The following is a 12,610-nucleotide window of genomic DNA, read 5'->3' as shown; positions in this document are numbered from 1 at the left end:
ATGTTTATCCCCACAACAACATAATCAGCGTTAAACTATTCATACTATTAATTCTGGGAGAAAGATGATGCGCGTACTGGTTGTTGAGGATAACGCATTGCTACGTCATCACCTGAAGGTTCAGCTTCAGGAGATGGGACATCAGGTGGATGATGCGGAAGATGCAAAAGAAGCCGATTATTATCTCAATGAACACCTGCCGGATATCGCCATCGTTGATCTCGGGTTACCTGACGAAGACGGACTGTCATTGATTCGCCGCTGGCGCAGCCACGATGTCTCCCTTCCTGTCCTGGTGCTGACCGCGCGTGAAGGCTGGCAGGACAAAGTGGAAGTGCTCAGTGCCGGTGCCGATGATTACGTCACCAAACCGTTTCATATTGAAGAAGTGGCGGCACGCATGCAGGCCCTGTTACGCCGCAACAGCGGGCTCGCCTCCCAGGTGATTTCCCTTCCACCTTTCCAGGTGGATCTCTCCCGTCGGGAATTCTCAATCAACAATGAAGTCATCAAACTGACGGCCTTCGAATACACCATCATGGAAACGCTAATCCGTAACAACGGTAAAGTGGTGAGCAAAGACTCCTTAATGCTCCAGCTTTATCCGGATGCCGAACTGCGTGAGAGTCACACCATTGATGTGCTGATGGGCCGTTTGCGTAAGAAGATTCAGGCGCAGTATCCGCATGATGTGATCACAACCGTGCGCGGTCAGGGCTACCTGTTCGAATTACGCTAAATGAAACGACTAATGCGGCACATTATGCCCCTTTCACTGCGGGTTCGCTTTTTGCTGGCCACAGCCGCCGTTGTGCTGGTGCTGTCGCTTTCTTACGGCATGGTGGCGCTGGTTGGTTACAGCGTCAGTTTTGATAAAACGACCTTTCGTCTGCTGCGCGGTGAGAGCAACCTGTTTTATACCCTCGCAAAGTGGGAAAACAACCAGATCAGCGTCGAGATGCCGGAGAATCTTAACCAGCAGAGTCCCACGCTGGCGCTGATTTACAATGAAAAAGGGAAACTGCTGTGGGCACAGCGTGATGTTCCCTGGCTGGTGAAAAGCATCCGCCCGGAATGGCTTAAAACCAACGGATTCCATGAAATTGAAGCCGATCTGAATACCACCAGCAGCCTGCTGCGCGAAGATCGCTCTCTGCAAAAAAAGCTGAATGAGATCCGCGCCGATGACGCCGAAACAGAAATGACCCACTCCGTCGCCATCAATCTCTATCCCGCCACGCCTGACATGCCGCAGCTGACCATCGTGGTGGTGGATACCATCCCCGTCGAGCTTAAACGCTCTTATCGGGTCTGGGGCTGGTTCGTCTACGTGCTGGCTGCCAATCTGCTGCTGGTCATACCGCTGCTGTGGATTGCTGCCTGGTGGAGTTTGCGCCCGATTGAATCGCTGGCGAAAGAGGTTCGCGAGCTGGAGGAGCATCATCGCGAGAAGCTTAATCCTGAGACAACGCGTGAGCTAACAAGTCTGGTGCGTAACCTTAACCGCCTGCTGAAAAGTGAACGCGAGCGCTACGATAAATACCGCACCACGTTGACTGACCTCACTCATAGCCTGAAGACCCCGCTGGCCGTCATGCAAAGCACCCTGCGATCCATGCGCAGCTCCAGAATGAGCGTCGATGATGCCGAGCCGGTGATGCTTGAGCAGATCAGTCGTATTTCGCAGCAAATTGGCTACTATCTTCATCGCGCCAGCATGCGTTCCGGCAGCGCCCTGCTGAGCCGGGAGCTGCACCCCGTGGCACCACTGCTGGATAACCTGACCTCTGCGCTGAATAAGGTATATCAGCGTAAAGGGGTGAACATCAGTCTCGATATCTCTCCTGAAATCAGTTTCGTCGGCGAAAAGAATGATTTCATGGAGGTGATGGGTAACCTGCTCGATAACGCCTGTAAATATTGTCTGGAGTTCGTGGAGGTTTCCGCCCGTCAGACGGACAACGAGCTGCACATCATTGTTGAGGACGATGGCCCGGGGATCCCGCGAAACAAACGTGACGTGGTATTTGATCGCGGTCAGCGTGCGGATACATTGCGTCCCGGCCAGGGGGTGGGGTTGTCCGTCGCACGCGAGATCGTCGACCAGTACGACGGCAAAATCGAAACCGGTGAAAGTTTACTTGGCGGTGCCAGAATGGAAGTGATTTTTGGCCGTCAGCAGCCCACATCGAACGATAGTTAGCCCGTTATGTGAAAAATGCGCGGATCTCGCACCCAGGCTCCTGCGCTTCCGTTATAATCCGACTCAGTAAGAGCCTGCGGAATAAAAAAATATGGATTATCACTTAGCACTGAACTGGCCCGAGTTTATTGAACGCTACTGGCAGAAACGCCCGGTGGTTCTTAAGCGCGGGTTCAGCAATTTTGTCGACCCTATCACGCCTGATGAACTGGCTGGCCTGGCCATGGAAAACGAAGTCGACAGCCGCCTGGTGAGCCACCAGGATGGAAAATGGCAGGTCAGCCATGGTCCTTTCGAAAGCTACGATCACCTCGGTGAAAATAACTGGTCATTACTGGTGCAGGCGGTCAACCACTGGCACGAGCCGACGGCAGCCTTAATGCGCCCGTTCCGCGCCCTGCCCGACTGGCGAATGGACGATCTGATGATCTCCTTCTCCGTGCCAGGGGGCGGCGTTGGCCCACATCTGGATCAGTACGATGTGTTTATCATTCAGGGGACCGGCCGCCGTCGCTGGCGCGTGGGTGAAAAAGTACCGATGAAACAGCACTGCCCGCATCCTGACCTGCTTCAGGTGGATCCGTTTGACGGGATCATCGACGAAGAGCTGGAGCCGGGAGATATTCTTTATATTCCGCCGGGATTCCCGCATGAAGGCTACTCGCTGGAAAACTCCCTCAATTATTCTGTCGGATTCCGCGCGCCAAGTGGTCGTGAGATGATCAGCGGTTTTGCCGATTACGTTCTGCAACGCGAGCTGGGCAGCCATCGCTACAGCGATCCGGATGTGCCTTCCCGCGAGCATCCGGCAGACATTCTGCCAGCAGAACTGGATAAGCTGCGCGGCATGATGCTGGATCTGATCAACGAGCCGGAACATTTCAGACAGTGGTTTGGTGAGTTTATCAGCCAGTCACGTCACGAGCTGGATGTGGCACCTCCGGAGCCGCCGTATCAGGCCGACGAGATTTATGATGCGCTGCAGCAGGGTGACAAGCTGGTTCGCCTGGGTGGGTTACGCGTGCTGCGCATCGGTGAAGATGTCTTCGTCAACGGCGAGAAGCTGGATTCTCCGCATCGCCCGGCGCTGGAAGCCATCGCCAGCCATCTGGTACTGACTGCCGATACCTTTGGCGACGCCCTGGAAGATCCCTCTTTCCTCGCCATGCTTGCCGCGCTGGTCAACAGCGGGTATTGGTTCTTTGAGGACTGAGTTGTAATGTATTGCCGGGTGGCGCTGCGCTTACCCGGCGTTTTTACTTCCACTCCCCCGCCGCAAAATCCGCAATCTCCGCGGCCCAATCCGCCGGATACAACCCTTCCCGTACATCCCGATGAAACGTTGAAAACGGCCAGTCGACAACCTTACAAACGTACCCATGTTTCACCGGGTTGAGGTAGATGTAATCCATATGTCGGCGGTAATCATTGTCGTTGCGGATGGTATGTTCCCAGAAACGCGCCTGCCAGATATGACGCATTTCAATATTTCGTGAGAACGTTTTTTTGATGTCACGCCAGCGCCCGGAAAAATCGCTGTCACCTTCCGGCAAGGTCCAGATACAGTGCATATGTTCAGGAAGGATCACCCAGCCATTAATCGTAAAGGGCTTTGATCGTTTCACCGAGGAGGTGGCCTGGCGGAGGCTATCAATATGGCGGGTAAGTAAATCGCTCTGTCGGTTTTGCAGGTTAACGGTGAAAAACCAGGTGCCGCCGGGGACGTAATGGCGACGGTAGTTTGACATGGGCACTCCTTTTCCAGATGCCGGGTGGCGGCTACGCCTTACCCGGCCTACCTGTTCCCGTAGGCCCGGTAAGCGCAGCGCCACCGGGCGATGTCTTAACGCTTCGCGGTTAACTCCGCAATCCGCACAATCACCTTCACCGCTTTTTCCATTCCTTCCAGCGTCACAAACTCATGCTTACCATGATAGTTGTATCCCCCGGTAAAGAGATTCGGGCACGGCAATCCCATGAAGGACAGTTGCGAACCGTCGGTGCCGCCGCGAATCGGCTTCAGCACCGGTTCAATATCGCAGTCGCGCATGGCCTGCTGGGCGATATCCAGGATATGCGGATGCTCCATAACCTTCTCGCGCATATTGTAGTAGCTGTCTTCAATAATCAGCTCAATATAGCAGTCCGGGTGTAGCCCCTTACCCACCTTCTTCGCGATTTCCATCATCTTACGCTTGCGTGCTTCGAACGCTTTACGGTCAAAGTCACGCACGATGTAGTGCATCTGCGCGCTGTCCACCGTGCCTTTGATGCTGGTCAGGTGATAAAAACCTTCATAACCTTCGGTCTGCTCCGGGCTCTCATTCGCCGGAACTTCCGCATGAATACGGGACGCCAGCGACAGCGCATTCACCATCACGCCTTTGGCGGAGCCGGGATGCACATTATTACCCACAATTTTGATGGTCACGGACGCGGCATTGAAGTTTTCAAATTCCAGTTCGCCCACGCCACCGCCGTCCACGGTATAGGCCCACTGCGCGTTAAAGGCCTCGACATCAAAATGTTTCGCCCCCTTGCCCACCTCTTCGTCCGGCGTAAAGGCCACACGGATATCACCGTGCGGAATATTTTTTCCTTTCAGCACCGCCAGTGCCGTCATGATCTCCGCGATACCCGCTTTGTCATCTGCCCCCAGCAGCGTTTTGCCATCCGTTGTGATCAGCGTCTGCCCAAGCAACTGGTGCAGCACCGGGAACATCACCGGCGAAAGCACTTCGTCACCTATTCCCAGCGCAATGTCACCGCCACGGTAGTTTTCCACAATCTGCGGATTAACATGTTTACCGCTAAAATCCGGAGAGGTGTCGACATGGGAGATAAAGCCAATCGCCGGAATATCACCGGGGACGTTGGCAGGCAGCGTTCCCATCACAGTGCCTTTTTCGCTCAGGGTGACATTGACCAGCCCCATGGCCTCAAGCTGCTCTTTGAGCAGGTTTAATAACTTCCACTGGCCTTCGGTGCTTGGCACCTGGCGGACACCCGGTTTAGATTGGGTATCCAGCGAAACGTACTGTAAAAAACGCTCAAGTAATTTATCCATGCAGTCACCCTCACTTTTTGTGACAACATTATCAATAAGCATTAAAACGCAAATATTGCGTCAGGTCACTTTTATCCCGCAAACGAGAATATTTTCCGTTTATATCGTGTACGTCAGTAAATGTAGCTTATGAATCAGTGACAAGGATTGGCGATTACAGTGGTTTGCCGTAGAATGTCCGCCCTCATTACGAGTCACCAAGGTGGTTACACACAAACCCCGCTTCGGTCTGCTGCCCGGAGCGTCTATATGGGACAGCGCAAAAATTGAATACTCAATCCCGTTCACGTTCACCGTTGGTGCAACTGGAACGAATTCGTAAAAGTTTTGATGGTAAAGATGTCATTTCCGACCTCAACCTGACCATTAATGATGGTGAGTTCCTCACGCTGCTTGGCCCTTCTGGCTGCGGCAAGACAACCGTACTGCGCCTTATCGCCGGGCTGGAAAGCGTCGATAGCGGCCATATCCACCTTGAAAAGCAGGACATTACCCAGGTCCCCGCTGAAGATCGTCACGTTAATACCGTCTTTCAAAGCTATGCTTTGTTCCCGCACATGACCGTGTTTGAAAACGTTGCGTTTGGTCTGCGGATGCAAAAAACACCGGCCAGCGAGATCCCGCCGCGCGTGACCGAGGCGCTAAGGATGGTACAGCTGGAGGAGTTTGCTCAACGCAAACCGCATCAGCTGTCTGGTGGTCAACAGCAACGTGTGGCCATCGCCCGCGCGGTGGTCAACAAACCGCGTCTGCTTCTGCTGGATGAGTCCCTCTCCGCGCTGGACTATAAACTGCGCAAGCAGATGCAGAACGAGCTTAAGGCCCTGCAGCGTAAGCTCGGCATTACCTTCGTCTTTGTGACGCATGACCAGGAAGAAGCGCTCACCATGTCCGACCGTATCGTGGTGATGCGTGATGGTAAAATCGAGCAGGACGGCACGCCGCGTGAAATCTACGAAGAGCCGAAAAACCTGTTTGTGGCCAGCTTCATCGGCGAGATCAATATCTTCAACGCCACGGTTGTCGAGCGTCTGGATGAGCAGCGCGTTCGGGCGAATGTCGAAGGCCGCGAGTGCAATATCACCGTTAACTTTGCCGTTGAGAAGGGACAAAAGCTCAACGTGTTGTTACGCCCGGAAGATCTGCGCGTCGAGGAGATCCACGGCAATGCGCAAGCCGAAGGATTGATCGGCTATATCCGCGAGCGTAATTACAAGGGGATGACGCTGGAATCCGTTGTCGAACTGGAAAACGGTAAGATGGTGATGGTTAGCGAGTTCTTTAACGAGGACGACCCGGACTTTGATCACTCGCTCGATCAGAAAATGGTTATTAACTGGGTAGAAAGCTGGGAGGTTGTGCTGGCTGATGAAGAACACAAGTAAATTCCAGAATGTGGTGATTGCCACGATCGTCGGTTGGCTTGTGTTGTTTGTCTTTTTACCCAACCTGATGATCATCGCCACCAGCTTTTTGACCCGCGACGATGCCCACTTTGTGGCGCTGGTCTTTACGCTGGATAACTACTCACGTCTGCTCGATCCGCTCTACTTTGATGTGCTGCTGCACTCATTGAACATGGCGCTGATCGCCACCGTTGCCTGCCTGGTGCTGGGGTATCCCTTCGCGTGGTTCCTGGCACGACTGCCACAAAAAATCCGCCCGCTGCTGCTCTTTTTACTGATTGTTCCGTTCTGGACCAACTCCTTAATTCGCATCTACGGGCTGAAAATTTTCCTCAGCACCAAAGGCTATCTGAACGAGTTTCTGCTGTGGCTGGGGGTGATTGATACGCCAATCCGCATTATGTTTACCCCGGGTGCGGTGATTATTGGTCTGGTCTATATCCTGCTGCCGTTTATGGTGATGCCGCTCTACTCCAGCATTGAGAAGCTGGATAAACCGCTGCTGGAAGCGGCCAAAGATCTGGGGGCGAATAAGCTGCAGACCTTTATCCGCATTATCATTCCGCTGACGATGCCCGGCATTATCGCAGGCTGTCTGCTGGTGATGCTTCCGGCGATGGGCTTGTTCTACGTCTCTGACCTGATGGGCGGTGCGAAAAACCTGCTGATCGGAAACGTGATTAAGAGCCAGTTCCTTAACATTCGCGACTGGCCATTCGGCTCCGCCACCAGCATTACGCTGACGGTGGTGATGGGTCTGATGCTGCTGGTTTACTGGCGCGCTTCACGGCTGCTGAATAAGAAGGTGGAACTCGAATGATCGGTCGACTGCTTCGCGGCGGTTTTATGACCGCCATTTACGCTTACCTGTATATTCCGATTATCATATTGATCGTGAACTCGTTCAACAGTTCACGCTTCGGGATCAACTGGCAGGGCTTTACCACTAACTGGTACAGCCTGCTGATGAACAACGACAGCCTGCTACAGGCCGCGCAGCACTCATTAACGATGGCGATTTTTTCAGCAACGTTCGCCACGCTAATTGGTTCTCTCACCGCCGTGGCACTGTATCGCTACCGCTTTCGCGGTAAACCGTTCGTCAGCGGCATGCTGTTTGTGGTGATGATGTCACCGGATATCGTCATGGCGATTTCTCTGCTGGTACTGTTTATGCTGCTGGGTGTCCAGCTCGGCTTCTGGTCGCTGCTGTTTTCCCACATCACCTTCTGCCTGCCATTTGTGGTGGTGACGGTCTATGCACGCCTGAAAGGCTTTGATGTGCGTATGCTGGAGGCCGCGAAAGATCTCGGCGCCAGCGAGATGACCATTTTGCGCAAAATTATCCTGCCGCTGGCGATGCCCGCCGTCGCGGCCGGGTGGCTGCTCAGCTTCACCCTGTCGATGGATGACGTTGTGGTCTCCTCTTTCGTGACCGGGCCGAGCTATGAAATTCTGCCGTTGAAAATCTATTCGATGGTGAAAGTCGGCGTCTCGCCTGAGGTGAACGCGCTGGCGACCATACTGTTAGTGTTCTCGCTGGTACTGGTGATTGCCAGCCAGATTATTGCTCGTGATAAAACAAAATCTCAGGGGACAATGAAATGAAAAAAATGCTTGCCGCTGCGGCACTGGTGCTCGGAATGGGCGTCGCGCACGCTGATGACAGCAAAACGCTCTACTTCTATAACTGGACTGAGTATGTGCCGCCGGGTCTGCTGGAGCAGTTCACCAAAGAGACGGGCATTAAGGTCATCTACTCTACCTACGAGTCCAATGAAACCATGTACGCCAAGCTTAAAACGTACAAGGACGGCGCGTACGATCTGGTGGTGCCATCGACCTACTTCGTCGACAAGATGCGTAAAGAGGGCATGATCCAGAAGATCGACAAGTCGAAGCTGACCAACTTCAACAACCTCGATCCGCAGATGCTCAACAAACCGTTCGATCCGAACAACGACTACTCCATTCCGTACATCTGGGGTGCGACCGCCATCGGGGTTAACAGCGAAGCAATCGATCCTAAAACCGTTACCCAGTGGGCCGACCTGTGGAAGCCTGAATACAAAGGCAGCCTGCTGTTAACCGACGATGCCCGTGAAGTGTTCCAGGTGGCGCTGCGCAAGCTGGGTTACTCGGGCAACACAACGGACCCGAAAGAGATTGAAGCGGCCTATAACGAGCTGAAAAAACTGATGCCTAACGTGGCGGCGTTCAACTCCGATAACCCGGCGAATCCGTACATGGAAGGGGAAGTGAATCTCGGCATGGTGTGGAACGGCTCTGCATGGGTTGCGCGTCAGGCCGGTACGCCGCTGGAGGTTGTCTGGCCGAAAGAAGGCGGTATCTTCTGGATGGACAGCCTGGCTATTCCCGCGAATGCGAAAAACGTTGACGGTGCCCTGAAGCTCATTAACTTCCTGCTGCGCCCGGACGTGGCGAAGCAGGTTGCCGAGACCATTGGCTACCCGACGCCAAACCTGGCCGCCCGCAAGCTGCTGAAGCCTGAAGTGGCGAATGATAAATCCCTCTACCCGGATGCCGACACCATCAGCAAAGGTGAATGGCAAAACGATGTCGGCGATGCGAGCCGTCTGTATGAAGAGTATTACCAGAAATTAAAAGCCGGCCGATAAGGGCCGCAGTCTGGCTCCTCACGTCGCCACGCCGTGAGGGGCCTTAACCCGCCGCATTTTCCCCCGCCCAGATCGTCGCCATTCTCATGGCATCCACAACGTCGTCATCCGACAGCCCAAGACCGTTCGCTATCCTGGCCGCCTCCTCCCACTCCTGCTGTTCATAGTGGCGGCACAGCGTCACCATATCGGCTAACACGCCTTCCTGATGACACAGGGCCTGGCTGACAGCCTGCGGCACCGCAATTTGCTTCATCAACTCCGCCATTGGCAATTCAAGCAAGGTATCAAGCAGAGAGAACAGGCCACACATAAACGCGTTTTCCGCCAGCCCCGGCGCAGGCATCTTCTCTGCAATCAGCTCACAGAATTTGCCCCGCATCATGCTCAGAGGATACAGCTCGTCGACGGTGTCGTTGCCGGCACTGGCCAGCACCACCACCGCAACAAAGCGTCGCAGCTGGTTTTCCCCCAGATACCTGAGGACTTCACTGAGCGTTAACTTGCTAAAATTGCAGGCACCGACGTGTTTAAACGCCGTGTGTTTCATATAACGCATGATTTTATAGGACAAGGTGAGATCGGTTTTTATTAACGACTCGATGATCCGAAAATCAGGTTTATTCCGCCCCACTTCCATCTGCAGGCGGAAAATCGCCAGTTGATTTTGTGATAAGCGCTTATATTTAATCACTTCAGGACGACAGAAAAAGTAACCCTGAAAAAGCGAAAAACCGGCATCACGATAGCGTTTGAATTCCTCTTTAGTCTCAACTTTTTCAGCGAGATACTTTATATGGTGGGTCAGGCTTTTACGTGTACGCAGGTAATCCTGAATTTGCGCTAAGGTATAATTTCTGACATCAAATTTAAGTACAGAAATATAGGGTAAAAAGCGATCCCATTCCGGCGCGAGGGTAAAATCATCAAGCGCAAAGCGATATCCGTGCGCATTCATCTCTTTCACGGCCTGCAATAACGCCTCGCCGGGAACGGCATCTTCAAGGATCTCAATGACCACGCTCTCCTTGTCCAGCGCTTCACCGCTGCGGTCGATGACCATTCTGGATGGAAAGTTGATAAACAAGGTCTGTGTCCCGGCGATACGCTGAGACGGTACAGATAAAAAATGGTCGGATATCATTCTGGATGTTGCATATTCTGCCGATACATCCGGAAAACGGTTTGCCATCCCATCCCTGAAAAGCAGTTCATAAGCTACCGTATTCATATCCGGGTTAAAAATGGGTTGTCTCGCAATAAATCCGTACATATCCCATCCTCCTTATCGACGTTATATTTATTAGCATCCTCTTTCTACACCACGATAACGAGCATTATTAAGCACTATTTTGATTGAATGCACAAAATAATAGCATCCACACTAATTAACAGGGCTTATATTGTGGTTTAGTAAACGTCATTAATGGTAATTTCAGCGGACGAGTTTATAAACAAAAAAGCACCCGCTTAACGGGTGCCTTTTCATACTGTCGCTATTACAGACCTTTGAGCAGCTTATCGACGAACTCGGGTACGACCTCGCTTGCCAGCCCATAGTGCTTCTCTTCAAATTCGCTTCCCACCTGGCTGGGTTCGAGGTTGAGCTCTACGGTATGCGCACCGTGCAGACGCGCTTCGTGAACAAACCCCGCCGCCGGATAGACATGCCCTGAGGTACCGATGGCGATAAACACATCCGCCATGGCCAGCGCGCTGTAAATCTCATCCATCCCCAGCGGCATTTCACCAAACCAGACCACATGCGGACGCAGACGCGAAGGGAACTGGCAGCAGTGACATTTATCCTCAGGCAGCACGTCCTCTTTCCAGTCCAGCACCTGGCCGCTCCAGGCACAGCGCACCTTCAGTAGCTCGCCGTGCATGTGGATGATGTTTTTGTTGCCGGCTCGCTCGTGCAGGTTATCGATATTCTGCGTAACCAGCAGAAAACGATCACCCAGCGCCTCCTCCAGCTTCGCCAGCGCCAGGTGCGCCGGATTAGGCGCTATTTCTGGCTGCTGAAGCTGACGACGGCGGGCATTGTAAAATGCCTGCACAAGATCCGGGTCACGGGCGAAGCCTTCTGGTGTCGCCACATCCTCAACACGGTGCTCTTCCCACAACCCGTCCGCAGCACGGAAGGTTCGAATACCGGACTCGGCAGAGATCCCCGCCCCGGTCAGCACCACCACTCTGGGTTTATCCATCGCTTCTGGCATCATTCTGTCTCTGAAAAAGATCCGCTGGCGCAAGCGCTCACGTAAGCGGCGTTTATTTTTGCGAAAACGGCTGAGTCGACCCTGGCGACGCGACAGCATAGTAACCTCGTAAACTAGTCGGTGAGATGAAGGAATGCGGCTCCGCGCATGCCTCCTGCGTCCCCGTGTCGCGCACGTTCAATACGCGGCACGCGGGCGACTGGCAATAAATGTCGGGGCAGACGCCCGGACAGGTGTTCCGTTATCGCGGTAAAGTTTGATAACCCGCCCCCAATCACCAGCAGATCCGGATCGACGATGGTGAGGATATTCCCCAGACACACCGCCAGCAGATCGAGATAACGTTCAACGTGCTCTCGCGCCTGCGCATCGCCTTGCTCCCACAGGGTAATGATTTGAGGGGCTTCGAGTTTCTGATGATAGAAGTGTTCGTAAAGCCATGCAAACCCACGACCTGACAGGTAGTTCTCAATACAACCATGCTGACCACAGCCGCAGCGGGTAAGCGGGAAATCGCGTCCCACGACCTCAAGCGCGTCTACCGGTAAACGGATATGACCAAACTCTCCCGTGATATAGCTGCGCCCGGTGATCGGTTTGCCATTAATAACAATTCCCCCGCCAACGCCGGTGCCAAGGATCAACCCCATCACCAGCGGATAGTGACGGAATTCATCATCCCAGGCTTCAGAGAGCGCAAAGCAGTTGGCATCGTTATCTAAACGCACGTCGCGTTCAAGGAGAGCAGAGAGATCGGCGCGCAGCGGTTTGCCGCTGGCAGCAGGTACGTTGGCGGCATACAGCGTGCCGTTGTAGGTTTCAGGCATGCCTGGAATGCCGATGCCGACGCTGCCTTTCACGCCAAAGCGCTCATCCGCTTGCGCCACCAGCGCGGCAATGGCGGTTAAAAATTCATCGTAGCTTTCGCGCGGCGTGGGAACGCGGGTTTCCCACTGCAGTTTGAGATCGTTATCAAACGCGCCGAGCGCAATTTTGGTGCCGCCAATATCAAATCCGTAATACATAACGCATTCCTCTTTTAACCTGGCGGCCCGTAAGCCGCTAGATCATGA

12 protein-coding genes are annotated in these 12,610 nt (G+C 53.6%); 7 read left to right on the top strand and 5 right to left on the bottom strand.

All coding sequences use genetic code 11. The features are described from left to right. The first annotated feature begins 67 nt into the window (after nucleotides 1-67). The 3 genes from phoP (at nucleotide 68) to ACQG2G_RS08455 (ending at nucleotide 3,416) form a co-directional block, all read left to right on the top strand. A complete protein-coding gene (gene phoP, locus ACQG2G_RS08465) occupies nucleotides 68-739 on the top strand; it encodes a two-component system response regulator PhoP (RefSeq protein WP_013097083.1) in 672 nt (223 codons plus the stop codon). Next, nucleotides 740-2,203, top strand: a complete 1,464-nt coding sequence (gene phoQ / locus ACQG2G_RS08460) for a two-component system sensor histidine kinase PhoQ (protein WP_029881973.1) — start codon at nucleotides 740-742, stop codon at nucleotides 2,201-2,203. 91 nt (nucleotides 2,204-2,294) lie between these two features. After that, the gene (locus tag ACQG2G_RS08455) at nucleotides 2,295-3,416 is read left to right on the top strand and encodes a JmjC domain-containing protein (RefSeq protein WP_369118576.1); all 1,122 of its coding nucleotides are present in this window, start codon (nucleotides 2,295-2,297) and stop codon (nucleotides 3,414-3,416) included. 43 nt (nucleotides 3,417-3,459) lie between these two features. Here the strand turns inward: ACQG2G_RS08455 and ACQG2G_RS08450 are convergent, their stop codons facing one another. After that, entirely contained in the window at nucleotides 3,460-3,951 is a 492-nt protein-coding gene (locus tag ACQG2G_RS08450) for an REP-associated tyrosine transposase (protein ID WP_369118575.1), read from the bottom strand. A 95-nt stretch (nucleotides 3,952-4,046) separates the two neighbouring features. Beyond that, nucleotides 4,047-5,270, bottom strand: a complete 1,224-nt coding sequence (gene pepT / locus ACQG2G_RS08445; RefSeq protein ID WP_013097087.1) for a peptidase T — start codon at nucleotides 5,268-5,270, stop codon at nucleotides 4,047-4,049. 266 nt (nucleotides 5,271-5,536) lie between these two features. On the opposite strand from pepT, the gene potA reads away from it, so the two are divergent. Genes potA through potD form a run of 4 tightly spaced genes read left to right on the top strand, consistent with a single transcriptional unit; the run spans nucleotide 5,537 to nucleotide 9,315 of the window. After that, nucleotides 5,537-6,655 carry a spermidine/putrescine ABC transporter ATP-binding protein PotA gene (gene potA, locus ACQG2G_RS08440; RefSeq protein WP_029881970.1) on the top strand — a complete coding sequence of 373 codons (1,119 nt, stop codon included), beginning with the start codon at nucleotides 5,537-5,539 and terminating at the stop codon, nucleotides 6,653-6,655. Next, nucleotides 6,639-7,496: a spermidine/putrescine ABC transporter permease PotB gene (potB, locus tag ACQG2G_RS08435; protein WP_013097090.1), complete on the top strand. Its 858-nt coding sequence runs from the start codon at nucleotides 6,639-6,641 to the stop codon at nucleotides 7,494-7,496. The genes potA and potB overlap by 17 nt, the downstream gene beginning before the upstream one ends. Beyond that, nucleotides 7,493-8,284, top strand: coding sequence for a spermidine/putrescine ABC transporter permease PotC (gene potC / locus ACQG2G_RS08430; protein WP_013097091.1), 792 nt, complete (start codon nucleotides 7,493-7,495; stop codon nucleotides 8,282-8,284). The genes potB and potC overlap by 4 nt, the downstream gene beginning before the upstream one ends. Further along, nucleotides 8,281-9,315: a spermidine/putrescine ABC transporter substrate-binding protein PotD gene (gene potD, locus ACQG2G_RS08425; protein ID WP_013097092.1), complete on the top strand. Its 1,035-nt coding sequence runs from the start codon at nucleotides 8,281-8,283 to the stop codon at nucleotides 9,313-9,315. The genes potC and potD overlap by 4 nt, the downstream gene beginning before the upstream one ends. 43 nt (nucleotides 9,316-9,358) lie before the next feature. Here the strand turns inward: potD and ACQG2G_RS08420 are convergent, their stop codons facing one another. From ACQG2G_RS08420 to nagK, 3 genes are all read right to left on the bottom strand, one after another. Beyond that, nucleotides 9,359-10,588 carry an EAL and HDOD domain-containing protein gene (locus ACQG2G_RS08420; RefSeq protein ID WP_058679145.1) on the bottom strand — a complete coding sequence of 410 codons (1,230 nt, stop codon included), beginning with the start codon at nucleotides 10,586-10,588 and terminating at the stop codon, nucleotides 9,359-9,361. 226 nt (nucleotides 10,589-10,814) lie between these two features. Continuing rightward, entirely contained in the window at nucleotides 10,815-11,636 is an 822-nt protein-coding gene (cobB, locus tag ACQG2G_RS08415) for a Sir2 family NAD+-dependent deacetylase (RefSeq protein WP_029881967.1), read from the bottom strand. A 14-nt stretch (nucleotides 11,637-11,650) separates the two neighbouring features. Next, entirely contained in the window at nucleotides 11,651-12,562 is a 912-nt protein-coding gene (gene nagK / locus ACQG2G_RS08410) for an N-acetylglucosamine kinase (protein ID WP_061772183.1), read from the bottom strand. Nucleotides 12,563-12,610: the final 48 nt, after the last annotated feature.

Origin of the sequence: Enterobacter cloacae complex sp. 382A5, assembly GCF_050031095.1 — a bacterium.
Taxonomy (GTDB): domain Bacteria; phylum Pseudomonadota; class Gammaproteobacteria; order Enterobacterales; family Enterobacteriaceae; genus Enterobacter; species Enterobacter cloacae.
Note: the sequence above shows the minus strand (reverse complement) of the source record. Positions and strands in the feature narration are given on the sequence as shown.